We start from the raw sequence: 21670 nt of genomic DNA on the forward strand, positions 1-21670 counted from the left end.
ACCAACGCCGAAATCGACGCCTACCTCGCGCGCGTCAGCGCACTCGAGCGTGCCCCAGACGCGGCGGCCGTGGCGAAGCTTCGCCGTTTCATGGAAGAGGACACCGGTGACGACTTCATCATGCTGAACCTCAGCAAGCTGCACGAGGCACCGCTCGACACCGCCGGCACCGCGCCGGGTGACTCCAGCGAGGCTGTGCTTTCGAACTACCTCGGATTTGTCTTGCCGGCATTGCTCGCGCGCGGTTCGCACCCGGTGCAGTTTGGTAGTGCAGCGAATGCCGCAATGGAGCTGTTGAACGCGGACGGTATGGCAGAGTGGGACAACACCCTCTCCATGCGCTACCGCAGCCGGCGTGATTTCATGGATTTTGCCACCGACCCGGGCATGCCCTCGGCGCGAGTGTTCAAGCTCGCATCAGTCGAGCGCGCCATTGCCTTTCCGGTCGACCCCTGGTACCACGTCGGCGACCTGCGTGTGTTGCTTGCTCTGATATTGTCGCTGGTCGGGTGCTCGATGAGCTGGTGGTTCGCGAGTCGGCGAGCCGGGCGTTGAGTGTCGGGCGACGGTGGGGTGGTCGCCCGGGGGTCGAGCGGGTGATGCTCAGGCTTGCGTCAGTTCGCTGATTGCGCGCATGGCCGAGCGCGCTGCAGTGTGCACGGAGCCCCAGTCGTCGCCTTCGGTGTACGCAGTGCCGGCAAAGAACACGCGACCGTTTACGCTTCTGCCGAGTGCGCGCACGCGCTGCCAGTCCTCGTGGTCCATCACGTAGGCGCCTTCGATGAAGGGTTCGTCGTTCCAATTCTGAAAAACGTGCCTTCGGTAGTGACGCGAGGCGGCACCGTCGAACAGGTCGTCCAGCTCGGCGAGCATGTACGAAATGCGTGCGGCATCCGACTGGCCAATGAAGGGCGCGCAGGCCGAGCCCACCGCAAACAAGCCAAGCACATGCTCGCCCGATCGCTGTCCGTAGGCAGCATCGTAGTAGAGCTTCTGCCCGGCGGTTTCGGGGACGATATCGATGGCTGTGACGGCCGGGTAGAAGGGTTCACTGAATTCGATGAAGGCCTTGCAGCCATCCCAGACGCGCACCGCGTCGATCGCGGATTGTTTGGCACTCGGCAATGCCGGTGTGAAGGTGATGCTGCCGTTCTGCAGCATCTTCACCGGTATCGAGACCACCGCCCGGTCACCGACGAAAGTCTGGTCGTGCGTTTTCACCGTGACCGTGTCGGTGCGGTAGTCGATGTCTGTCACGACAGCGTTGTAGACGATGTGTGGCGACACCGATGGCACGATGAAGCGCTCGTAGAAATCAAACCAGGTTGTGTTAACGAATTTGCTGTCGTCAGTGAAACCGATCGCACTCAGGGGGACCTCGAGCCCGTTGTAGTGTGCGACGTCGACGGCGTGGTCGTACTGCACGGTTTCTACGTCAATACGCACCGTCGAGTCGTTGACGATCTCGCTCAGGATTCCCACGTCGACGTGTATCCATTCGGCCCCGAGTGGGACCGGAAAGTCGACAAAACCCCTGAGCTCTTTCATGCGTCCACCGTGGAATGCAGAGGCCTCGAGAATCTGGAACGGAATACCGCGTTGTTGCAACAGGTAGCCGGCCGTGAGGCCGCCGGCGCCAGCGCCGACGATGATCACGTTGGAGATACCGCCGCTGTCGCCCGCGGTGCCCGCCGTGTCGGCGCAGCCAGACAGGACGCCGAGTGCCGGCACTGACACGCCGAGCGCAGCGCAGAGCTCCAGGAACGCGCGTCTGTCGATCATGATGGGGGACCTTGTGTGGCCGAATGCGACTTCTGATCGCGCAGCCTTGAACGACGACTATCTGTTTGCATGCTGACGTGTGTCAAGTCGGTGCGCACAGCCGACGGGCAGCAACACCGCCCACACTGGCAGGGCGGCCCCAGCGTGACGCAGTCAAACCAGGCCAGCGCGTGCGGCGAAGGGGTCCCAGCTCGGGTCTCTGTGCCACTCGTATTCGGTTCCGACCGCGATCGCGTCGGCGGCTTCCCGGCCGTAGAGCCTGGCCATCACGGCAAGGGCCATGTCCATGCCGGCGGAGACGCCGGAAGAGGTGAAGAATTTGCCGTCTTCGACCCAGCGGGCCTGTTTGATCCAGTGGGTCGCCGGGCCGTGGTGAACGGTGGCATTGAAGTCGAGCTTGTTGGTCGTGGCGCGTCTGCCGTCGAGCAGGCCGGTGGTGGCGAGCAGCACGGTGCCGGTGCAGACGGCCATGACGATCTGTGCGTTCTGACTGGTCTCGACAATCCAGTCGTTCATCGCGGGGTTGATCGGGTCCAGCGGGGCCGCGTCGCCACCCGGGATCAGCAGCAAGTCGTAGTCGCTGCCGTCGGCGAAGCTGCGGTCCACGGCCGTGCGTGTGCCGTGCACACTTGCGACCGGGTCCGTGGTTTCGGCAACGATGCTGATCTGCATATCGTTGGGTGTGTGGCCACCGAGCATTTCGATCGGTCCGTAGAAGTCCAGGGTTTCAAAGCCGGGAAAGACAAGCGCGGCAAGGGTGGGCATCGGGACGCTCCGGTGAGTGTGTCTGGCGTAGCCTACTGAGCGCCCGTATGGCATAAATGCCAATATGAGTGCTGTTTCTGCCAAAGGCGCCAGGCTGTCTCGCCCGCTCCGATCCGTTCTCTTCCTCGTTTACCCTGACATCGTCATGCTGGACCTCGCGGGGCCGCTGCAGGTGTTCAGCTGGGCGCGACACGGCGGTGACGGAGAGCTTGCATACCGGACTGCCGTCGTGTCCCTGGACGGCGGAACCGTCATGACAGACGCCGGTGTGGCGATTTCGTCCGAGCCCGCCTCGCGGTGGCGGCAACGCCCGGTGCACACCCTGGTGGTGGTCGGTGGCGACGGTGCGCTCGTCGCAATGCACGACCCGCGCGTGCTGTCCACCGTGACAAGGCTGGCGACGCGCGCCGAACGCGTGGCCTCGGTGTGCTCGGGCGCACTGATTCTCGCCGCAGCGGGTGTGCTCGACGGCCACAGGGCGACCACCCACTGGGAAGACTGCGCGCAGCTCGAGCGCGAGTTCCCGGAGGTCGAAGTCGACCCAGACCCGATCTACCTCTGTGACGGTCGCATCTGGACGTCGGCTGGCGTCACCGCGGGCACTGACATGGCGCTCGCGATGGTGGCGGCGGACTGTGGCCAGGCGGCCGCACGCGAGCGTGCGCAAGCACTTGTGACCTACATGGTTCGCCCCGGAGGGCAGTCGCAATTCAGCCCGGCGTTGGCGCAACAGTCACTCGACAACGATCCCTTTGCCGGGTTGCACGACTGGATCGCCCGTCACCTCAGACAGGATTTGCGGGTTGATGCGCTCGCGGCGAGGGCGGGGCGGAGCCTGCGCAGCTTTCACCGCGACTACCTCGCGTCGACCGGTATGACACCCGCCAAAGGTGTCGAAGTCATCCGCGTGAACGCGGCGCGTGAACTGCTCGAAGCCACGAGACACCCGATCAAGCGCATCGCCGACCGGTGCGGCTTTGGCGACGAGGCGCACCTGCGACGCGCCTTTGTGCGTGTGCTCGGCGTCTCGCCAACGGACTACCGCGCGCGCTTTCGCCTGCGTTGAGCGCGTCGCGCGTGGCTGTCAGGCACCGAGCCGACGCTTGATTCGGCTCAGCCCCTCGGGCGTCACGCCGAGGTAGCGTGCGATGTCGTTTTGCGTGACGCGTGCGATCAGTTCGGGGGATGTGTCGCGCAGCTGTGCGTAGCGCGTTTCGGCAGGCAGGCACAGCAGTTCGAATTCGCGCCGCTCCTTGCGCATCGCGAAACGCACAAGGAAGTCCAGGATCTCGTTGGCGAGTTCGAGGTCGTCGCGGCAGGCGGCGTACACCGTCTCGAAATCGACCCTCATGAGCGCACAGTCTTCCAGGCAAAGCAGGTTGAACGTGCAGCCGCCCTCGCCAAAGAAGCCGCTGAGGCTGCCAATGGTGTCGCCCGTGGCGATGAAGGATTTGATGTGCTCCTTGCCATCCGGCGAGAGGTAGTAGGCCTTGAGGATGCCCTCCCTGACCACGTAGAGCGCGCGGTCGGTGTCGCCCTGGTGAAAGAGATGCTCGCCCCGCGTTCGAGCGAGGGCATGTCCGTGTTCGGCCAGCACATCAGCGAGTTTCATGGTGGCTTTTGATCCAGGTTAATGCGCGGCCGTCAGCCGTCGGTAGGCTGGGTCGCACTCTACCAGTCGGAGGAACGCCGTGGACGGCGCAACACACGCACAGAAACACGTGGTGATCACAGGCGGTACGGCCGGCATCGGCCGAGCGATGGTCGAACGCCTTCGCCGCGACCACGTGATCACGGTTATTGCCCGTCGCTCGGCGCACCTTGAGCGCCTGCGCGACACGCTCCCGGAGGTCAACGTCATCGAGGCCGACCTCGCCGACATCGGCACGGTGCGCGCAGCGGCGGCTCAGGTGATCGCCAGCGGGCGCAGTGTCGACACCCTGATCAACAACGCCGCCGTTCAACACACGCCCCATTTCGATGACCCGGCTTTCGACGAGCACAGCATCGAACGCGAAATCGCTGTCAACCTGACCGCACCGTCGGTCTTGATTCAAAGCGTGCTGCCAGCGTTGCTCGCCGGCGGTGGTGGGACCGTGTTGAACATCAATTCCGGGCTCGGGCTCGTGCCCAAAACCGCTTCGGCGGTCTACTGCGCGACCAAGTTCGGACTCAACGGCCTGTCCCTTGCGCTCGCCAATCAACTCGAGCATGCGGGTGTGCGGGTGGTGCAGGCGTTTCTGCCACTGGTGGACACCGGCATGACGGCAGGGCGAGGTGCGGGCAAGCTCTCCGCCGACGACGCGGCGAAACGGATACTCGAGGGACTCGATGCCGGGCGCGACCCCATCGATGTGGGCAAAGTCACGCTGTTGCGGGCGATCATGCGGCTCTCGCCGGCGTTGGCCCGGCGAATCATGCGCAGGGGGTGATGCGATGCGAAGTCTGATCAAGGTGATGCTGATACTGGCGCTGATATTTGCCAGTACCTTCGTGCTTGGCCGGGTGCTGGGCATCCTTACGGTGGAGAACGTCAAACAGTGGTTGGAAGCCGTCAACGACGCCCAACCGGCCTGGGTTGCAGGTGTCGTGATCGCGCTGTTGTTTGCCGACCTGTTCGTCGCCGTGCCGACGCTGACGATCACACTGCTTGCGGGGTTCTTTCTCGGTTTCGAGGTCGGTGTTGCGGCTGTGTTGGCAGGCATGACACTCGCGGCGGGCTGCGGTTACGCACTCGGTTGGCGCTTTGGAGAGCGTGCTGTGTCGCTGATCGTCAAACCGGCCGAGGAGCGGGAGTCGTTGCGAGCGGCCTTTCAGTCGAGCGGCCCGGTGATGATTCTGTTGTCACGTGCGGCACCCATCGTGCCCGAGGTGACTGCGGTCATGGCGGGCGTGACGCGCATGCCGTTGTGGCGCTACGCCGTGTTCTTCGCCTTGAGCACTGTGCCCTACGTAACCATCGCCGCCTATGCCGGTTCGGTCAGCTCGGTCGACGACCCGAAGCCCGCAATCCTGGGGGCGATCTTCCTCTACGCGGTGCTGTGGACAGGCTGGATCTGGTTCCGTCGACGTCAGCTGACGGCGCAAGCCTGATGTAACCGCTGCCACCGTGTGCCCCGCGCGTGAGCGCGTTGCAGCGCAACTCAGGCTCCCTGCAGGCCGTCGAGGCTGTAGCCCGGCACCCACTCGTGGATCAGCGCGAAGAGCACGGCGGCGAGCGCGAGGCGGTAGACGAGGAAGATCAGGAAGCTGAACCGCTTGACCAGCGCCATCAGCAAGGCGATGGCCGCGAGCGCGGCGAGGAAGGTCAAGCCGGCCGCGAGCACGGCGCCGTCGGGCAAGGCGCCCTCGAGCTGGATGGCTTCCACGGCCGTGAAGGCGCCGGCTGCGGCGATCGCGGGGATACCCAGCAGAAAGGAGAAGCGCGCCGCTTCCGGTCGCTCGAAGCCGAGAAAGCGCGCCGCGGTCATGGTGATGCCCGAGCGGCTGGTGCCCGGGATCAGCGCAACAGCCTGTGCGATGCCTATGATCACCGCCGGCGACATGGTCATGTTCTCCATCACCTTGGTGCGGCGACCGACGACGTCGGCGACGTAGAGCAGGATGCCGAAGATGATCGCATTCCACGCGATCAGCTCGACGCCGCCCTGGGCGCGGATCTGATCCGAGAGTCCGGTCAGCTTGAGGCCGGCGCCGAAGGCCAGCGCGGGCACCGTGGCCACGGCGATGTAGGCCGCCATGCGGGCCTCGTCTGTCCAGTTGAGGCGCAGCATCTGGCCGGTGCCGCGCAGCAACATCAGGACGTCCTTCCAGAAGTAGGCGACCACGGCGAGCAGTGAGCCGACGTGCACCATGACGTCGACCACCTGACCCTGGTCAGCCCAGCCGGTGAGCGCGGGAATCAGAATCAGGTGTCCCGAGGAGGACACCGGCAGGAACTCGGTCAGGCCCTGGACGATGGCCAGTACGATGATTTGCTCGATGCTCATGGGTCCAGGGTCTCTTGGCTGATCACGGAGGTAGCCGTGTCACGGTGCAAGTTGTCTGCCTGCGGGCGCAGCCTCGGTGGCGAAGCGCTCGGGGTGGTTGGTGAACACGCTGCTCACACCCATGGTGCGCAGTGCCTCGGCGCGTGCCGGGTCGTCGACGGTGTAGACGCGCACCGGGAAACCCGCGTCGAGCACGGGAGCCAGCCGTGCGCGCGACACCAGCGGGGTGTTGGCGCAGTGCAGGGCGGTGCTCGCTGTGTCGTCGAGCCGGGCACGCCAGTTTTCCGGCGGGATGTCCACCAGCAGGGCACGCGGCACCGCCGGCAGACGCGCCGCGGCCACCTGCAGCGCACGCTCGCTGAAACTTGAAATCAGCAGTGGCGAGTGCGCTGTCGGCCAGTCGGCCGCGATGTCGCAGACCGCGCGGGCGGTCGGTTCATCCCAGCCACCGGTGACCTTGATCTCGAGGTTGCAGCCAAGCCCGAGCTCGGCGCAGAGCGCCGCTGCGTCGCGCAAGTGGGCGAGCCGCTCGCCGGCAAAGCGAGGGTCGAACCAGGCGCCGAAATCGCGCTCGGCGAGTGCACTCAGGGTGTGGGCAAGTAGCAGCCCGCTACCGTCAGAGCAGCGGTCAATGGTGTCGTCGTGGTGCAGAACGGCCTCACCGTCGGCGGTTGCCGTGGCGTCGATTTCGACCCAGGTGGCACCGAGTGTCGCGGCGCGGCGGATAGCGACGAGCGTGTTCTCGGGTGCGGTGCCGCTCGCTCCGCGGTGGGCGATCGCAAAGGGCAGGGTGGGTTGGGTGGCTGACACGGCGAATCCGGGCGCGGAACGGGCGGTCCGCTGAGTGTAGATGGACCACCAGACAAGCAAGGATCGGTCGCAGCTCTCGAGCGCAAGCCGTTGGAATTGCTCGAAATGGGCTAGTGACGGGTCTGTGACGCGGTAGACAGTGTCATCCAATCACCTGTTCGGATTGTCATCCACGCTGGCATGCCAGGGGGTCTTGGTGCAGAATTCGCTTCCTCGGAAAACGGGGTCATCGGTGCGAGGACCGAACGTTTTGACAGGCACCTTGTATTTCATCGTCGGGCCGTCGGGCTGTGGCAAGGACAGCTTGATCAGCTACGCCCGCGAGCGCTTCACGCGCGACGACGGCGTGCTGTTCGCGCGTCGGTACATCACCCGCCCCCCGGACGACCGCGCGGAGAAGCACATCCCGCTGCGGCGCGACCAGTTCTACGAGCGTTGCGAGCGCGGCGATTTCCTCCTGTCCTGGAAAGCCCACGACCTCTTCTATGCCATCGACAAGTCGGTTCTGCGCGACCTCGCCGCCGGCTTTGACGTCGTTGTCAACGGGTCGCGCGCGCAGGTCGAGGCCGTGCGCGAGCGTGTACAGCGCGTCGTCGTCGTCTCGGTCGGCTGTGATGCCACCACCCTGAAACAGCGCCTCCAGGCCCGTGGTCGCGAGAAGCCCGAACAGATCGAAGCCCGCCTCAAGCGGGCTTCGTTGTATCCGGTGTGCGAGGATCCGGACGTCGTCTGCATCGACAACACCGAGAAGGTCTGCGTTGCGGGCGAGAAACTCTGCGCGCTGCTGGCGCACCGGCACACCGCTGCGGTCGTCTGATACCTGCGCGCGCCGCCGGCGCGCAACCTGCCATCTCTTTCTCAAGCCAAGGCAACAGCCATGACGACGGTGACCTTGCTCGACGGCGGCATGGGCCGCGAACTCAAACGCAGTGGTGCGCCGTTTCACCAGCCCGAGTGGTCGGCGGCGGCATTGAGTGCTGCGCCGGAGACCGTCGCGGCGGTACACCGCCGATTCATCGACGCCGGGTGTGCGGTCATCACCACCAACAATTATGCCGTCGTGCCGTTCCACATCGGTGCGGAGCGCTTCGAGCTCGAGGGTGAGGCGTTGACCGAACTCGCCGGGCGACTCGCGGTGGAGGTGGCACCCGAAGGTGTCAGGGTTGCAGGATCGCTGCCGCCGCTCGCGGGTTCGTACCGACCGGACCTCTTCGACCCGTCGCTCGCAGAGCGCCTGTATCCGCGAATTGTCTCGGCGCTTGCACCCTACGTGGACGTCTGGCTCGGCGAGACGATCAGTTGCCTGGCCGAGGCCTCTGCGATCTGTGCGGCGCTCGGCACACGCGACAAACCGTTGTGGCTCGCATTCACCTTGGCGGATGATACAGGCGCGGCACCGTGCCTTCGCTCGGGTGAATCGGTTGCGGCGGCCTGCGAGCTCGCCGCGGCAGAAGGTGCCGACGGCGTGTTGTTCAATTGCAGTGTGCCCGAAGTCATTGGCGCGGCCATTGCCGACGTCGGTGCTGCTGCGGCGCGCCCCGCCGCGTTCGGTGGGTACGCCAACGCGTTCACGCCGCGTCCGCGTGACACCGAGGCCAACAGCGAGATTGCCACGCTGCGCGACGAGATCACACCCGAGGCCTACGCCGACACCGTGATGCGCTGGGTTGACGACGGGGCGTCGGTGGTCGGCGGGTGCTGTGGCATCGGGCCGGAGCACATCGCCACACTGCGGGCCCGGCTCGGCTGATGGCGCACGGTCGGGACTCTGGTCGCCTCGATGCCGTGGTCGCGCGAGCCCGCCGCGACCGCGAGCAGCGCGAAGCGGGTCACCGGCACAAGGCGCTCGCGCTCTTCCCCTGGGTCTGTGGGCGGTGCGCGCGCAGCTTCGATCGGCGCAACCTGATCGAGCTCACGGTGCACCACCGTGACCACAACCACGACAACAACCCCGACGACGGCAGCAACTGGGAACTGTTGTGCCGCTGGTGCCACGACAACGAACACCAGCGTGCCACCGGCGAGCACGATGCCGCGGACACATCACCGGTGGATGCGGCGACACACCAACCCTTCGCTGACCTCGCCAGGGTGTTGGGTCGATCGGACTGAGGTGGTGCCTCAGCGCGCCGGGCGTGCCTTCTGACGCTTGACGTACCAGGCCTGCCGCCAGGTCTGGATAGAGCCTTTTCGGGTGCTGCGGATGTGCTCGATGGCGTCCCGGCCGCGCATGCCACGCTCGGCCAGAATCTTGCCGGCGATGGTCCCGGTGCGCCCGAGGCCGGCCAGGCAGTGCATCGCGATGCGCTCACCGTCCTCGAGCCGACGGTGGATGTCGGGCCCGGCCTCGGCCCAGAGTTCGGCGAAGGTCTTGCCCGGCGGCGCCATGTCGCGGATTGGCAGGTGACGCCACCACACACCGCGCGCCTTGAGCAGCTCGGGCAGGTCCGGCGCGTTGACCAGGTGCAGCTCGTGGCGCTCCACCAGCGAGATCAAGCCGGTCACGCCCCAGCCGGCGAGGGTCTCAAGGTCCTGCTCGACCGGCCTCGGGTCGTTCGGTTGGTCCACCCCCCAGAGGTGGGCACTGCCCGGGCAGGCGCAGAGGCCCAGCACACCGTTGACGTCAGGGATCCCGAGGGTGTCGATGTGCAGGCGGCTGTTGCGGTAGTAGCGCGGCATGGGTTCCTCGGTTGGCTCTCTCGGGGCGCCGGTGCGTCGAGACCGCAACAGCGCCCGCGTCGAAACGGGGCCGTGGCCCGGACTACGTGGTTTGCCCGTCGCCGTTGTCGGTCTGTCGCCGTACACTGCCAGGCGCCCTTGTCATCACCGACAGTGTAGTCAATGCGCCTGATCGCCTTCGGCTTGCAACCCCGGGCCGCCCGTTTCGCGTCGGCGCTGTGCTGCTTCGCCCTCGCTGCCTGCGAGGGCGGTTTGCCGGGCAGTGTGGTCACCCACGGGCCGGGTGGGTCCAACGGCTCTGACCGGTTTCCTGTGCTTCTGTACGACAGCCAATGCGGCGCGGACTGCGATCTGCCCGGGGACGCGGATCTGCGTGTCGTCAGCGTCGACGAGGCGCCGCTGCCAGCGACGGGGGACACTGTTCTGGACCCGAACTTCGGCACCCGCATCCGCCGACTGAGTGCACCGTCGCAAATCGCAGGCGGCACGCGGCTGCGCCACGTCTACGCGAAATCGCAACCCTTCAACGCCGACAACAGCCTCGCGCTGCTCTGGGACAACACCGGCCAGGCCTGGTTGCTCGACACCGAGACGGCCCAACTGCAGCAGTCGGTGCCAGCGCGCAACAGCCGCGCCGAGTACTACTGGCACCCGCGCGATCCGAACCTGCTCTACGTGCTCGACACGGTGCCTGGCGCTGGCGGACCGCGCGCGTTGTTCCGCTACCGCGTCGACACGGACAGCCGCACGTTGCTGCGTGATTTCAGTGAATTCACCCAGGCCTCGACCCGTGGTGAGGGCAACCTGGACGCCGCAGGCGAGGTGTTGGTGTTGCTCGGGGTCCACGCCGATGGCACACGGGAGCTCATTCGCTACGAGCTCGGTCCGGACCGCGTGACGGCGCGGCGCACGGTATCCCTCGCCGCGAGTGCGGACTGGGTGAGCGTGAGCCCGAGCGGTCGCTACGCGGTGACGCTCGGCGACACCACGCGCGTGTACGACGCTGCACTCGAGCCGGTGCACACCTTCCCGCGCGGCACTTTCGGCCACGCCGACCTCTGCACGCGCGGTGACGGGCGCGACATGCTGCTGATCGACGGCGCGGATCTCTCGGGTGCGGACGCGCGGCCGCTGTTTGGTGCGGTCTTGCCGAACGGCCCGTTGGAGGTGTTCTCGAGCATCAGCTGGTCGGTCACGCCGCACGTGTCCTGCCGCAACATCGACCGGCCGGGCTGGGCGCTGATCTCGGTCATGGGGGTCGCTGACACGCGCTACCCGGTGCACAGCAACGAGGTCTTCTGGCTCAAGCTCGACGGCAGCGGGTCGGTGCGGCGGGTGGCCAGCCACCGCAGCGACGGTGACCCCGATGCCTATTTCAGCGAGTCCCACGCCGTGGCCAGCCGCGACGCCACGCGGGTGGTGTTCGCGAGCGACTGGCACGGGCAGACCGGCCCATCTACCTTCATGGCGACGGCCCCGGACGGAGAGCTTCCGCGTTGAAATCCAAACTGCTGTTGATCGTGATCGACGGGGTGCCGTGGCGCAACTGGCGGCGCCTGTTCGGCAACCTCGAAGGCTGGGTAGCGAGTGGTGAGGCGCGCGTCTGGCGCATGCGCTCGGCGCTGCCGTCGACTTCCGCGTCGTGTTACGCCTCGATTCACACCGGTCTCTCGCCCCAGGCGCACGGTGTGCTCGGCAACAACACCTTGCACCGGATCGAACAGCCCGACATTTTCTCGGCGGTGCGCGCCGCCGGTGGCGTGACCGGGGCGGTCGCGCACGCGTTCTGGTCCACGTTCTTTCGGCGGTGTCCCTTCGAACCGTTACGCGACCTCGAATTCGACGAGGCCGAAGGCGAGACGATCAACCACGGTCGTTTCCACACCATGACCGGCTACAACAAGGTGAACCAGGCGACGCCGGCGGACGCAGACCTGTTCGACACATTGACGCTGTTGTGCCAGCGTTTTGCGCTCGACTACGGCCTGTTGCACACCTGTACGCTGGACAGCCTCGGGCACCGCTTCTACCACGAGTGCCACGAGATGGACCACGCCTGTTTCATGCTCGACGAGCAGCTGGCCCAGGCGGTGGTGCAATGGCGTGCGCTCGGGTATGAGGTGATCGTCACGGCAGACCACGGCCAATCCGACCGCGGCCATCACGGCGGTGTCGGCGAAGATCAGCAGGACTACGCCTTGTATTATTTCGGTGAGGCCGAGAGCGCCGATGACGGCCTGCTCGACCAACTGCAGCTCGCGCCGAGCGTGCTCGCGGCGATGGGGGTCGACGTTCCGGGCAGCATGTCCGCTGCCCCGTTCCTGCGCCGCTAGGCTACTCGAGCACCAGACGCGCGTTCAGTGGCTGAACCGGGCGGTTGTTGTCTTGTCCGATCGCCGTGCTCAGCGCGTGCACCTGGGCAGCCGACACGCGCACCGGCGACTTCAGCACCAGCCACACCACCCCCTCGGTGCACGGGGGTGTGGTCAGCGAACCGTTGAAACGGTAGTAGGCGTGGTCATCCGGCAGCAACCGGGCGGGGTCGATCGGTTTGGCGCGCCTGACGGCGTGGCCCGGCAGCGACGGAAAGGCGTGCATGATGTCGTCGAAGTCCGGGTTGTCGCCTCCGAGCGCGCCGAGCACCGAGACGATGGCGGTGTCGCCGTCACGCGTGCGGTGGGTCAATTGCAACTCGAGTGCAAAGGCTTCGCCGTCGATGCGGTTCTCGCTCGGCGCGTGCAGCGCAATGTGGTGGAGCTCGTAGCGCTTGCCGTCGAGTCGCATGTGGTGTGGTTCGGGGTAGTTGAACTGCACGGTGCGCCCGTCGTTGGTCACCTCTTGGGCCTGCCGCGTGTAGTGAAAGGCGATTGGCGGCAGCTCGGCGTCCACGGCACCGCGGATGTCGACCGGGGACTGGTTGGCGCCCGCACACGCTGCGAAGGCCGGGTCCAGCGTGTGCCACGTCGCCGGTGCGCCAGCGCCGTGGTAGTGCCACGCGGTGTGATGGGGCGGTGGCGTGACGCCGTCAGGCGAGGTGACTGCCGCGGCGGTGCCCGGCCCGGCGGTGCCCGGCCCGGCGGTGCCCGGCCTGTCCGCGACCTCCCGGGCGAGCAGCGCATCAAACGACAAGCCCTGGGCGAGTGCCGTGCCGGTCAGGGTCAGCGTGGTCAGCAGAAGCGGGCCGAGTCTCAAGTCCGTGTTCCGTGGTCGGGGTTGTTGTCCGCGCGCACCGCAGTGTGCGGCAGTAGCGGCCGTGCCTCTCGGTATCGCAAGCGATGACTGTGCCCGCACCCTGCGGCGAGGGTGCCAGCGCCCCGTCGAGGGGCAGTCGGCTGCGTGCCGGTACACCGGGGCTGTTCAGGCGTTTCGACTCGCGGTGCCACTGTTGCCGATTGACGCACACGAGCGCTGGCGTATGCTGGTCGGCGGAGGTGGTGTATGGCACGTGAGGCGGCTGTGGGTGTAAAGCAGGTCGAGAACGACCGGGTGATCGTCACCGAGTGGCAGTTCGGCGTCGGCGCGGAGACTGGCTGGCACACGCACGGCCACGACTATGTGGTGGTGCCCGGGCGCGACGGCGCGCTGGTCATCGAGGACGACACGGGCGAGACCCGCGTCGAGCTCAAGGCCGGTCAGTCGTATTTCCGCCGGGCCGGGGTGCACCACAACGTGATCAACGGCAACGACTACCCGTTTTCCTTTGTCGAGGTCGAGATCCCGTGACGGGGCCCGCCCGGGCGTTGGTGACGCGGCGCGGGGCACTGCGTTGGGCTGCGGTTGCGGCCGTTGCCTGCGGCGCGGGCAGGACGGTCGGGTCGCCGGTGACCGACCTCACGGCCTTTGGCTGGTCGAACCGGCTGATCGTGGTCGACGCGGCTGGCGACGCCGAGCGCGCCGTGCTCCGACTGCGCGCGGCCTACACCGAGGTGGTCGACCGGGATGTGTTTTGGTTCGTGCTCGACGGGCGCACCGTGCGCAGCAATTTCACCGGTGCCCTCGAGGTTGGCTTTGCCGACGCGGTGCGCGCGCAACTGCGCTTGCAGAGCGGGGAGACCGTGCTCGTCGGCAAGGACGGTGGGATCAAGGCGCGCTCGGCGAGCCTCGACGAGGCGGCGTTGTTCGCGTTGATCGACACCATGCCGATGCGCCAACGCGAGATGCGCGACGCGGCTGACTAGGCGATACCGCAGTGTCAGTCGAACAGGCCCGTGATGACGTCGACCTTGTCCAGCACCTTCATCAGTAACAGCAAGCCGATGACCACCAGCGCAATGAAAATCGACCATTGCGCGACCACGGCCGTGACGCCGATGCCGGCCGCCAGGGCGCCCGGAAACCGGTCGGACTCCCGCAGCATCGCGACCACCCCGAGGGCGAACGCCACCATCCCCAGCGCGATGACGGCGGGCATGTACAAGCCGACTATCGGCGACGGCTCGGGTGTCGGAGCCGGCACGTAGGTTTCACCGGTGACCTTGGCCTTGGCTGCCTCCGTGAGTTTGGCTGCGAAATCGGCCACCGATTCCTCGAGGGTCGGTGACGGCGGCGATATCGCTGTAATGGCCCAAGGCGACATCACCGCGGCGGTCAATGCGAGGATGCCGATGACGAGTCCGACGTGGGAAAGGCGCATGACGGGTCCGGGGGAGGCTTTCCAGATGGGTATCGGGCCCCAGGTGCGGCGGCTTGAGTGGTGCGCGGGTGCGCCGACCCCGCTTCGCTGGCTACCGCTGGTGAGACGAGTCGGTTTGGCGTGGGTCGATGCTGCCGTCGGTGTAGATCACCTCCCCGCCGCGCAGGGTCATGACCACGCGATCCCGAGAGTCGACAAGCACCAGGTCGGCGCGTGCACCGACCGCGATGCGGCCGCGGTCACCGAGGCCGACGGCGCGGGCCGGGTTCGCGGTGGCGAGCTGCACCGCAGCGGCGACGCCCCCGGGGTCGGCTGAGGCCAATGCCCGAATGGCCGGCAGTATCGCGTGTGGGTGATAGTCAGAGGCCAGAATGTGCAGCATGCCTGCGTCGTGCGTGTCTCGGGCCGAGAGGTTGCCGCTGTAGCTCTCGCCACGCATCGCGTTGGGTGCGCCCATGGCCGTCATCAGACCCTCCGCAACCGCGGCTTCCGCGGCCTCGCGCGTCACGGGAAATTCGCTGATCACGGCGCCGAGCTGGGCGACGAAGGCCGCTTTCTCCACCGTGTCGTCGTCGTGGCTGGCCAGTGGGATGCTGTGCTGCCTGCACAGAGCCGAGACCGTCCGGAGGTTGTCGAGCACGTCGGCTTCCGGCGTCGCGGCGTCGATGTCCGCCTGCACCGTGGCGCGCGCCTCCGCGAGTGGGATGCCCCGGCCTGCGGCGCGCAGGGCGATGTGGCGTTCGATGTCGCGGTATTGCCCCTGGCCCGGTGTGTGGTCCATCACCGAGACGAGGTCAATCAGGCCGTCGGCGAGCAGGCCTTCGAGCGAGGCGATGGCCTCGGTGTTGGTGATGTCGAAGCGCGCGTGGATGCGGTGATCGACCCGGGCGGTGTCGCGGGCTGCGTGCATTGCCCGGATGAGCGTGTCGGTGTGGGTCAGCGAGCGCGGGCGGCCTTGGGTCGCGCCGCGTGAGTAGGACACCGCGGCGAACGCGGTGGTCACGCCCGCGGCCGCGAGGCGAGTGTCGAGCGCTGACAGCGCCACCGGCATCGGGAAATCCACGCCGGGACGGGGCTCGACCTCGACCTCGATCATGTCGCCATGCAGGTCGACAAAGCCCGGCATCACCGTGACTGGCGAGGGCGGGCCGTCGGCCTCCTCGATGTCGGCGATGACGCCGCCTGCCACGTGCAGTGTGCCCCGGGCGACGGTGCGATCGGGCAGTACGAGGGCGACGTTGGTCAGCAGCATGTCGGCGACGTCCGGGGTGGCGCGTTCGGGGCTCGGGTGTGCTCTGGATCAAAGCACATGCTGCCATGTCTGGCTGACACCGGGTTGACAGATGGCCGCTGTGGCACAGCGATACGGCAGCGGGCTGTCATCGAGACAGCGCTGACCGGGAGGGCAACAGGGGCAGGGGGGGGAATGGTGCCCAGGGACAGAATCGAACTGCCGACACGGGGATTTTCAGTCCCCTGCTCTACCGACTGAGCTACCTGGGCGCCCTTCGCCACGAGCTGGCGAAGCGGCGAATTAAAGCCGGAAATGGCCCCGGCGTCAAGTGTGGCCAGCGCGTCAGTCGCCGAGCGGAACGTACTGATCGGGGGTCGCGGAGCCGTCGCCGAAGAAGTACTTGTTCATCTCCTCTTCGAGGAACTGGCGTGCCTTGGGGTCGACCGGGGTCAGCCGGTATTCGTTGATGAGCATTGTCTGGTGACGCAACCAGAGTTGCCACGCCTCCTTCGAGACGCCGTCGAAGATGCGCTGACCGAGCTCGCCGGGGTAGGGCGGCTTGGCCAGCCCCTCGGCCTCGCGGCCCAACTTGATGCAGTGAACCGTGCGGCTCATGGGGTGAGTTCCTCCTGTATCTGATCGAGCAGGCGCGCCACGGGTGCGGCAAAGCCGCCGGGGGCGGACGCCTGTCCTGTCCTGTCCTGCTTGTACCAGACGTACTGGTCCTCGTCCATGACCTGGCCGGCGTGGCTGTGGGCGCGCGAAACGTCGGCGCGCACCGGCACGATGTCGAGGTGAAAGTGGCTGAAGGTGTGGCGAAATCGCGGCAGGGTTTCGAGGTCGCGCGTGGGCGGGTAGTAGTTGCGCGCGAGCCAGCTGCAGAGCGTGCTGTGGTCGTCGAACTCCGGGAAGCTCCAGAGCCCGCCCCAGACCCCTTTGGAGGGCCGTTTCTGCAACAGTACCTGACCTTCCTCGTCGACTGCGATCAACAGCGTCGTCGTCCGCACCGGCAGGGGCTTGCGCGATTTCTTGCCGGGGTAGCGCTCGGGCGCGGCCTGACCGGCGCACTGCGACTGCACAGGGCAGAGCAGACAATGCGGCTTGCTGCGCGTGCAGAGCGTGGCACCGAGGTCCATCATTGCCTGGCTGTAGATGCGGTGGTGTGCCGTCGGCGTGTGCGCCTCGGCGTGGGCCCAGAGGGTGTCAAGCGTTGCCTTGTCACCCGGCCAGCCGTCGACCGCGTGAAACCGGGCCAGCACGCGCTTGACGTTGCCGTCCAGGATCGCTGCGCGTTGCTGGTGCGCCAGGCTCAGGATCGCACCGGCGGTGGATCGCCCGATGCCCGGCAGACTTTCCAGTTGGGCGAGGTCAGCCGGCAGTGTGCCGCCGAAGCGTTCGCGGGCCTGACGCGCGGCCTTGTGCAGGTTGCGCGCGCGGGCGTAGTAGCCGAGCCCGGTCCAGCGGCGCAGCACCGCGTCTTCGCTGGCGTTGGCGAGGGCGTCGAGGCTCGGAAACTCGCGCATGAATGCATCGAAGTAGCCAAGCACGGTCCGCACTTGCGTTTGCTGCAACATGATCTCCGACACCCACACCCGGTAGGGCGTCGGGTTCTGTTGCCAGGGCAGGTCCTTGCGGCCGTGTTCGTGCCACCAGTCGACAACGGCTGACGACAGGCTGAAGGCGGCTCGCTCGGGCATCAAAAGAGTTTCTTCAGTTTGTCAGCGAGTTTGTCCTTGACCTCGTCGACTTTCTCTTGCGCCTTTTTGTCGAGTTCGGCCCTGGCTTCGGCCTCGCGCGCGTCCGCCTCGGCCTGCAGTTGGGCCTTGCGCGCATCGAGCTCGGCTTTTGCCTTGGCCTCGAGCTCGGCCTTGGCCGCGTCGAGCTGGGCCTTGGCGGCTGCTGTCGCGCCCTCACTCAGGCTACGGCGAAGCACGCCGGTGAAGTCGCTGGCGAGCTCGCTGAAGGTGCCGACGATCGGCAGATCGAATTTCAGTCCGCTGAGTTCGCCGCTGGTTGCGCCACCCTGACCCTCGAGCGAGGACACCAGCGCGGGTTTGAGCAGGTAGTCGACGGTTTCGCCGGGCAGGCTGACGGTGCCCTGACCGGCCAGGCGCAGCAGCGGGGAGCGCAGGTCGAGGTCGACGTTGTCGATCACGCCCTGGACGATGTCTGCGCTGGCGGAGAATTTTGCGAAGTCGGTGCGCAGGGGTTCGTCCGAATCGCTGGCATCGCTGCGGCCGAAGCTCGCGAGCACCCGGCGCAATTGCGCGGCGATGTTGATGCCGTCTATCGCGCCGTCGACGAAGCTGAAGCTCGCAGTGCCACCGAGCGCGGCGCTGAGTTCGCCAACCGTGTTGCCGGCGGTGGCGATGTCTAGGTTGATCAAGCCGCTGCCGAGCAGTTTGTCGAACTCCGCGAAGTCGTTCAGGAGCGGTTGTGCCTGCACGCCGGACAAGGCAGCGGCGGCGCTGAATTGCGGCGTCTCACCGCGGACATCGACGCCCAGGCGTGCGTCGATACCACCGTCGTAGAGCGCCCCGCTGAGCGAGCTCACGGCAATTTCGCCGTCGGCGGCGTCGAGCTCCACGGTGATGTCCTGCATGGTCAGGTTGCCCGCCGTCAGGCTTGCGACTTCGGCCGTGCCGTTGAGTTTCAGCGCCCGCATCAGCTCGATCGGCAACGGAATCGGGGTGTCGCCAGTGGCCGCCGTCTCGGTGTCGCCTGCTACGGCGCCGTCGCCCGCCTCGCCGTCCGCGAGCGGTGGCGAGTAGTGGTCCATGTTGATCCGGTCGACGGCGAGCTCGAAGTCGATGGCGGGCAATGCGGCGTCGAGTTCGCCGAGCGTGGCGGCCCCGGTCAGCGTGGTGTCGTCCAGCCTGATGGTCAGCGCGTCGAGCGCAGCGGTGTTGCCGCTGTAGCTGAGCGTGGCGTCGAGCGCGAAGGCGCTGAGTGCGTCCTCGCGTTGCATGGGACCCGCGCTCAGTTCGAGGCTGTCGAGCAGTGCGCCGAGGTCCAGGCTTGGCACAGTGAGGTTGCCGGTCACCGCGGGCGTGTCGTTGAGTCCGGTCACGCCCACATCGAGCCGCGCGCTCGCGTCGCCACTGGCGATGTCGAAGCCGCTCAGCGAGGCGGTGCCTGCGGTGAGGTCGGCTGTGGCATTGCCGGTCAGGGTCAGGTTGCGCTGTCCGCCCGGGACCGCAGCCCCTTCGGCCGTGAGCTCCAGCGCAAGCTCGTCGAGCACGAACTGCAGGGCACTGAAAGTGGGTGTCAGCCGAGCGCTGAGTGCCAGTTCAGCCTCGATGTCAGCCGGCTGCAGACTGAGCTTGAGGCCACCTGTGATCGGGGAAGTCTGTCCGTCGCGCACGTTGCCGATCGTGAGGTTCACCGCCCTCGCATGCGCGTCGAGGTCCGCCGTGGCATCGCGGTAACGGATGTCGGCGTCGACCAGGCTCACGCCGTCGATGACGATGGTCGGCAGGCCCGAGGGGCTCGAGGGCTCGGTCGACTCGGGCTCTGATGCGGCGTCTGAGCCGGCAAAAACCGGGATGTTCGAGCTGCCGTCGGCTGCAATCTGCGCGTCGACGCGCACGCCGGTCAGGTTGATGTTGCCGACGGTGATCTGTTTGCGCAGCAGCGGCAAGATTTCGATGCTCGCTTCGGCCGAGGCAATCTCAGCAAAGGGTGTGTCGCCGAAGCCGTCGGCGTTGGCGAGCTGCATCCGCCCGAATGAGACGCCGAGCCACGGGAACAGCGAGTGGTTGAGCTCGCCCTCGATGGTCAACTGGCGGCCGAGTGCGTCCGACGCGGCGGCCTCGATTTCGGGTTTGAAGCGGTTCAGGTCGGTGACCGCGAGCACGACGGCGACGACGGTGAACACCAACAGGACCAGGCCGACGGTGCCAATCAGGAGCCATTTGATCGCTTTCATGCGCGTGTTCTGTGCGTTGTGGGTCAGAGGGCAGCGAGTGTAACCGATGGATCGCCTGGCGGCGGGCGGTGTCGGACCCGCCGGTCTGCACACGCCGTATCGACACGCGGGTGCGCCGGGCGCTGGCCAAGTGCGTGCACAGGTGCCACGCTTTGACCACCTGACAACGCCGCCGGTGCCTGCCATGACCAACCCGCTCGAAGCCGCCTTTGCCCGCACGGTCTACCGTGTTCAACTGCCGGACGAGCAGATGTTGGCGATCCGGGTGGGCGCGCGGCACCCGCTGCTCGATGAGTGGGTGCGGGACTACGGTTTGCAGTCGTGGTGCTTCATTACGGCTTGGAATCCCGGCGCGGAGCAACGCGATCGGCGCGCGAACGCGAAGGCGAACGTGGCCTTGTTCATGGAGTTGCAGGGCGACGGTCACCCGACCGTGAGTGCGTCCGCGCAGTCGCGCGACGGCGACTGGCCGGCCGAGCCGGGTTTTCTGGTGCTCGGTGTCAGTGAGGCCGATGCGCTCGGCTACGCGGGGCGCTACGGCCAGCGTGCGGTGGTCTTCGGCACCCTCGGTGCCGAGGCGGGGTTGCGCTGGAGCGCAGACCCGAGCTGAGCGCCTGCTCAGTCCGCCGCAGCGCGGTAGTGGCCCGACTTGCCGCCCTGTTTCTCGACCAGGTGCACATCGGTGATGCGCATGCCGCGGTCCACGGCCTTGCACATGTCATAGACGGTCAGCAGCGCGATCTGCACGCCCGTCAGCGCCTCCATCTCGACACCGGTCTGGCCCGTGCACTCGGTTCGAACCTCGCACCACACCGCACTGGCTTCGCTGTCGACCTCGAAGTCAACCGCGACACGGGTCAGGCCGATCGGGTGACACAGCGGGATGACGTCGGCGGTTTTCTTCGCGCCCATGATGCCTGCGATGCGCGCGATGCCGAGCACATCGCCCTTTTTGTGGCTGCCTGAGCGGATCAGTGCGAGTGTGTCGGCCAACATCGCGATGCGGCCTCGCGCGACCGCCACGCGGTGTGTGCTCGCCTTGCCACCCACGTCGACCATGTGCGCCTGGCCCTCGGCGTCGAAGTGTGTGAGATCGGCCATCGTTGTTCCGCCCGGTTTTCTGTCGCGCGCCATGATAGTACCCTCCGCGGTCCGGGTGCCGGAAACTGCCATGACTATCAAAGTCCGATTTTTTGCCAGTCTGCGCGAGCAGATCGGCCACGCCGAGCTCGAACTGGCCGACGAAAACCTCGCGACGGTGGGCGATGTGTGGGCTGCCGCGAGCCGCGGCGCCCAGCCGCCGAGCGAGGTCCTGGCCGCTGTGAACCACACCACGACGGGCCTTGAGGCGCCGGTCAAGGATGGGGACGAAGTTGGCTTTTTCCCGCCAGTGACAGGCGGCTGAGATGGCGGTCAGCTTGCACGATGCGCCGTTTTCCCCCTGGTCGATGCTTGCGGATTACGAGTCGACGAAGCTTGCACACGGTGCGGCTGGGGCCTGTGCGAGCTTTGTCGGCACGATGCGCGACCACAACGAAGGCGATGCGGTGGTGAGCATGCTGCTCGAGCACTACCCCGGCATGACCGAGCGCGAACTCGAGGCGATCGAAGCTGATGCCGCGGCGCGCTGGCCCCTGTTGGCGACGCTGATCGCGCACCGGGTCGGCGACATCCGCGTCGGCGACCCCATCGTGCTTTGCGCCTGTTGGTCGTCGCACCGCAAGGCGGCGTTCGAAGCCTGCCGCTTCCTGATGGAAGAGCTGAAGTCGCGGGCACCGTTCTGGAAGAAAGAGACGCTCGCCTCCGGCGCGTCGCGTTGGGTGGAGCGCAACACACCCGGCTACTGAGGG

27 protein-coding genes and 1 tRNA gene are annotated in these 21670 nt (G+C 66.8%); 14 read left to right on the plus strand and 14 right to left on the minus strand.

The features are described 5' to 3' along the window. Positions 1 to 555, plus strand: a 555-nt coding sequence (locus AAGA11_17250) for a hypothetical protein (protein MEM9604614.1), incomplete at its 5' end; no start/stop codon positions are given. Positions 556 to 603: 48 nt separating this feature from the next. Here the strand turns inward: AAGA11_17250 and AAGA11_17255 are convergent. After that, positions 604 to 1782 (minus strand): FAD-dependent oxidoreductase, encoded by a 1179-nt coding sequence (locus AAGA11_17255; protein ID MEM9604615.1) that lies wholly within the window; start codon positions 1780 to 1782, stop codon positions 604 to 606. A gap of 153 nt (positions 1783 to 1935) precedes the next feature. Beyond that, entirely contained in the window at positions 1936 to 2547 is a 612-nt protein-coding gene (locus AAGA11_17260; GenBank protein MEM9604616.1) for a DJ-1/PfpI family protein, read from the minus strand. A gap of 64 nt (positions 2548 to 2611) precedes the next feature. Here AAGA11_17260 and AAGA11_17265 point away from each other — a divergent pair, with 64 nt between their 5' ends. Then, a complete protein-coding gene (locus AAGA11_17265) occupies positions 2612 to 3613 on the plus strand; it encodes a helix-turn-helix domain-containing protein (GenBank protein MEM9604617.1) in 1002 nt (333 codons plus the stop codon). Between the two features lie 18 nt (positions 3614 to 3631). On the opposite strand, the gene AAGA11_17270 is transcribed toward AAGA11_17265, so the two are convergent. Further along, complete coding sequence (locus tag AAGA11_17270) at positions 3632 to 4159, minus strand: Crp/Fnr family transcriptional regulator (GenBank protein ID MEM9604618.1); 528 nt, start codon at positions 4157 to 4159, stop codon at positions 3632 to 3634. 79 nt (positions 4160 to 4238) lie between these two features. Between AAGA11_17270 and AAGA11_17275 the strand changes: the two genes are divergently transcribed. After that, positions 4239 to 4979: an SDR family NAD(P)-dependent oxidoreductase gene (locus AAGA11_17275; GenBank protein ID MEM9604619.1), complete on the plus strand. Its 741-nt coding sequence runs from the start codon at positions 4239 to 4241 to the stop codon at positions 4977 to 4979. A gap of 4 nt (positions 4980 to 4983) precedes the next feature. Then, on the plus strand, positions 4984 to 5640 hold the full coding sequence (locus AAGA11_17280) for a VTT domain-containing protein (GenBank protein ID MEM9604620.1): 657 nt from the start codon (positions 4984 to 4986) through the stop codon (positions 5638 to 5640). A gap of 50 nt (positions 5641 to 5690) precedes the next feature. On the opposite strand, the gene AAGA11_17285 is transcribed toward AAGA11_17280, so the two are convergent. Further along, positions 5691 to 6536 (minus strand): undecaprenyl-diphosphate phosphatase, encoded by an 846-nt coding sequence (locus AAGA11_17285; protein MEM9604621.1) that lies wholly within the window; start codon positions 6534 to 6536, stop codon positions 5691 to 5693. Between the two features lie 39 nt (positions 6537 to 6575). Next, positions 6576 to 7346: a glycerophosphodiester phosphodiesterase family protein gene (locus tag AAGA11_17290; GenBank protein ID MEM9604622.1), complete on the minus strand. Its 771-nt coding sequence runs from the start codon at positions 7344 to 7346 to the stop codon at positions 6576 to 6578. Between the two features lie 250 nt (positions 7347 to 7596). Here AAGA11_17290 and phnN point away from each other — a divergent pair, with 250 nt between their 5' ends. The 3 genes from phnN to AAGA11_17305 are packed head-to-tail and all read left to right on the plus strand — an operon-like array spanning position 7597 to position 9458. Further along, on the plus strand, positions 7597 to 8163 hold the full coding sequence (phnN, locus tag AAGA11_17295) for a phosphonate metabolism protein/1,5-bisphosphokinase (PRPP-forming) PhnN (GenBank protein MEM9604623.1): 567 nt from the start codon (positions 7597 to 7599) through the stop codon (positions 8161 to 8163). Positions 8164 to 8223: 60 nt separating this feature from the next. After that, a complete protein-coding gene (locus AAGA11_17300; protein ID MEM9604624.1) occupies positions 8224 to 9096 on the plus strand; it encodes a homocysteine S-methyltransferase family protein in 873 nt (290 codons plus the stop codon). Beyond that, on the plus strand, positions 9096 to 9458 hold the full coding sequence (locus AAGA11_17305) for a YajD family HNH nuclease (GenBank protein ID MEM9604625.1): 363 nt from the start codon (positions 9096 to 9098) through the stop codon (positions 9456 to 9458). The genes AAGA11_17300 and AAGA11_17305 overlap by 1 nt, the downstream gene beginning before the upstream one ends. 9 nt (positions 9459 to 9467) lie before the next feature. Here AAGA11_17305 and AAGA11_17310 read toward each other — a convergent pair whose 3' ends face one another. Next, entirely contained in the window at positions 9468 to 10025 is a 558-nt protein-coding gene (locus tag AAGA11_17310) for a protein-tyrosine phosphatase family protein (GenBank protein ID MEM9604626.1), read from the minus strand. A 162-nt stretch (positions 10026 to 10187) separates the two neighbouring features. Between AAGA11_17310 and AAGA11_17315 the strand changes: the two genes are divergently transcribed. Both AAGA11_17315 and AAGA11_17320 read left to right on the plus strand, forming a co-directional pair. After that, positions 10188 to 11525 (plus strand): hypothetical protein, encoded by a 1338-nt coding sequence (locus AAGA11_17315; GenBank protein MEM9604627.1) that lies wholly within the window; start codon positions 10188 to 10190, stop codon positions 11523 to 11525. Continuing rightward, positions 11522 to 12358, plus strand: a complete 837-nt coding sequence (locus AAGA11_17320) for an alkaline phosphatase family protein (protein MEM9604628.1) — start codon at positions 11522 to 11524, stop codon at positions 12356 to 12358. The genes AAGA11_17315 and AAGA11_17320 overlap by 4 nt, the downstream gene beginning before the upstream one ends. A 1-nt stretch (position 12359) precedes the next feature. On the opposite strand, the gene AAGA11_17325 is transcribed toward AAGA11_17320, so the two are convergent. Continuing rightward, positions 12360 to 13217 (minus strand): carbonic anhydrase family protein, encoded by an 858-nt coding sequence (locus AAGA11_17325; GenBank protein ID MEM9604629.1) that lies wholly within the window; start codon positions 13215 to 13217, stop codon positions 12360 to 12362. Positions 13218 to 13463: 246 nt separating this feature from the next. Here AAGA11_17325 and AAGA11_17330 point away from each other — a divergent pair, with 246 nt between their 5' ends. Beyond that, positions 13464 to 13748, plus strand: a complete 285-nt coding sequence (locus AAGA11_17330) for a cupin domain-containing protein (protein ID MEM9604630.1) — start codon at positions 13464 to 13466, stop codon at positions 13746 to 13748. Beyond that, entirely contained in the window at positions 13745 to 14203 is a 459-nt protein-coding gene (locus tag AAGA11_17335) for a DUF4174 domain-containing protein (GenBank protein ID MEM9604631.1), read from the plus strand. Before AAGA11_17330 ends, AAGA11_17335 begins: the two co-directional genes overlap by 4 nt. A gap of 14 nt (positions 14204 to 14217) precedes the next feature. On the opposite strand, the gene AAGA11_17340 is transcribed toward AAGA11_17335, so the two are convergent. From AAGA11_17340 to AAGA11_17365, 6 genes are all read right to left on the minus strand, one after another. Then, positions 14218 to 14658 carry a hypothetical protein gene (locus tag AAGA11_17340; GenBank protein MEM9604632.1) on the minus strand — a complete coding sequence of 147 codons (441 nt, stop codon included), beginning with the start codon at positions 14656 to 14658 and terminating at the stop codon, positions 14218 to 14220. 91 nt (positions 14659 to 14749) lie between these two features. Beyond that, entirely contained in the window at positions 14750 to 15910 is a 1161-nt protein-coding gene (locus tag AAGA11_17345) for an alpha-D-ribose 1-methylphosphonate 5-triphosphate diphosphatase (GenBank protein MEM9604633.1), read from the minus strand. Between the two features lie 175 nt (positions 15911 to 16085). Beyond that, a tRNA-Phe gene (locus AAGA11_17350) sits at positions 16086 to 16161 on the minus strand. 73 nt (positions 16162 to 16234) lie between these two features. After that, positions 16235 to 16507 carry an oxidative damage protection protein gene (locus AAGA11_17355; GenBank protein MEM9604634.1) on the minus strand — a complete coding sequence of 91 codons (273 nt, stop codon included), beginning with the start codon at positions 16505 to 16507 and terminating at the stop codon, positions 16235 to 16237. Further along, positions 16504 to 17589, minus strand: a complete 1086-nt coding sequence (gene mutY / locus AAGA11_17360) for an A/G-specific adenine glycosylase (protein ID MEM9604635.1) — start codon at positions 17587 to 17589, stop codon at positions 16504 to 16506. The genes AAGA11_17355 and mutY overlap by 4 nt, the downstream gene beginning before the upstream one ends. After that, positions 17589 to 19820, minus strand: a complete 2232-nt coding sequence (locus AAGA11_17365; protein ID MEM9604636.1) for an AsmA family protein — start codon at positions 19818 to 19820, stop codon at positions 17589 to 17591. Before AAGA11_17365 ends, mutY begins: the two co-directional genes overlap by 1 nt. Before the next feature lie 142 nt (positions 19821 to 19962). On the opposite strand from AAGA11_17365, the gene AAGA11_17370 reads away from it, so the two are divergent. Next, entirely contained in the window at positions 19963 to 20430 is a 468-nt protein-coding gene (locus AAGA11_17370; GenBank protein ID MEM9604637.1) for a DUF3293 domain-containing protein, read from the plus strand. Positions 20431 to 20438: 8 nt separating this feature from the next. Here the strand turns inward: AAGA11_17370 and moaC are convergent, their stop codons facing one another. After that, positions 20439 to 20921, minus strand: coding sequence for a cyclic pyranopterin monophosphate synthase MoaC (moaC, locus tag AAGA11_17375; GenBank protein MEM9604638.1), 483 nt, complete (start codon positions 20919 to 20921; stop codon positions 20439 to 20441). A 70-nt stretch (positions 20922 to 20991) separates the two neighbouring features. On the opposite strand from moaC, the gene AAGA11_17380 reads away from it, so the two are divergent. Further along, positions 20992 to 21225: a MoaD/ThiS family protein gene (locus AAGA11_17380; GenBank protein MEM9604639.1), complete on the plus strand. Its 234-nt coding sequence runs from the start codon at positions 20992 to 20994 to the stop codon at positions 21223 to 21225. A 1-nt stretch (position 21226) separates the two neighbouring features. Further along, positions 21227 to 21667: a molybdenum cofactor biosynthesis protein MoaE gene (locus tag AAGA11_17385; GenBank protein ID MEM9604640.1), complete on the plus strand. Its 441-nt coding sequence runs from the start codon at positions 21227 to 21229 to the stop codon at positions 21665 to 21667. Positions 21668 to 21670 lie beyond the last annotated feature (3 nt).

The organism is Pseudomonadota bacterium (assembly GCA_039196715.1).
Taxonomy (GTDB): domain Bacteria; phylum Pseudomonadota; class Gammaproteobacteria; order CALCKW01; family CALCKW01; genus CALCKW01.

Coding starts and splice junctions, on each gene's coding strand:
- AAGA11_17255 (MEM9604615.1), bottom strand. CDS start 1,782: ATGATCGACAGACGCGCGTTCCTGGAGCTCTGCGCTGCGCTCGGCGTG.
- AAGA11_17260 (MEM9604616.1), bottom strand. CDS start 2,547: ATGCCCACCCTTGCCGCGCTTGTCTTTCCCGGCTTTGAAACCCTGGAC.
- AAGA11_17265 (MEM9604617.1), top strand. CDS start 2,612: ATGAGTGCTGTTTCTGCCAAAGGCGCCAGGCTGTCTCGCCCGCTCCGA.
- AAGA11_17270 (MEM9604618.1), bottom strand. CDS start 4,159: ATGAAACTCGCTGATGTGCTGGCCGAACACGGACATGCCCTCGCTCGA.
- AAGA11_17280 (MEM9604620.1), top strand. CDS start 4,984: ATGCGAAGTCTGATCAAGGTGATGCTGATACTGGCGCTGATATTTGCC.
- AAGA11_17285 (MEM9604621.1), bottom strand. CDS start 6,536: ATGAGCATCGAGCAAATCATCGTACTGGCCATCGTCCAGGGCCTGACC.
- AAGA11_17300 (MEM9604624.1), top strand. CDS start 8,224: ATGACGACGGTGACCTTGCTCGACGGCGGCATGGGCCGCGAACTCAAA.
- AAGA11_17305 (MEM9604625.1), top strand. CDS start 9,096: ATGGCGCACGGTCGGGACTCTGGTCGCCTCGATGCCGTGGTCGCGCGA.
- AAGA11_17310 (MEM9604626.1), bottom strand. CDS start 10,025: ATGCCGCGCTACTACCGCAACAGCCGCCTGCACATCGACACCCTCGGG.
- AAGA11_17315 (MEM9604627.1), top strand. CDS start 10,188: ATGCGCCTGATCGCCTTCGGCTTGCAACCCCGGGCCGCCCGTTTCGCG.
- AAGA11_17330 (MEM9604630.1), top strand. CDS start 13,464: ATGGCACGTGAGGCGGCTGTGGGTGTAAAGCAGGTCGAGAACGACCGG.
- AAGA11_17340 (MEM9604632.1), bottom strand. CDS start 14,658: ATGCGCCTTTCCCACGTCGGACTCGTCATCGGCATCCTCGCATTGACC.
- AAGA11_17345 (MEM9604633.1), bottom strand. CDS start 15,910: ATGCTGCTGACCAACGTCGCCCTCGTACTGCCCGATCGCACCGTCGCC.
- AAGA11_17355 (MEM9604634.1), bottom strand. CDS start 16,507: ATGAGCCGCACGGTTCACTGCATCAAGTTGGGCCGCGAGGCCGAGGGG.
- mutY (MEM9604635.1), bottom strand. CDS start 17,589: ATGCCCGAGCGAGCCGCCTTCAGCCTGTCGTCAGCCGTTGTCGACTGG.
- AAGA11_17365 (MEM9604636.1), bottom strand. CDS start 19,820: ATGAAAGCGATCAAATGGCTCCTGATTGGCACCGTCGGCCTGGTCCTG.
- moaC (MEM9604638.1), bottom strand. CDS start 20,921: ATGGCCGATCTCACACACTTCGACGCCGAGGGCCAGGCGCACATGGTC.
- AAGA11_17380 (MEM9604639.1), top strand. CDS start 20,992: ATGACTATCAAAGTCCGATTTTTTGCCAGTCTGCGCGAGCAGATCGGC.
- AAGA11_17385 (MEM9604640.1), top strand. CDS start 21,227: ATGGCGGTCAGCTTGCACGATGCGCCGTTTTCCCCCTGGTCGATGCTT.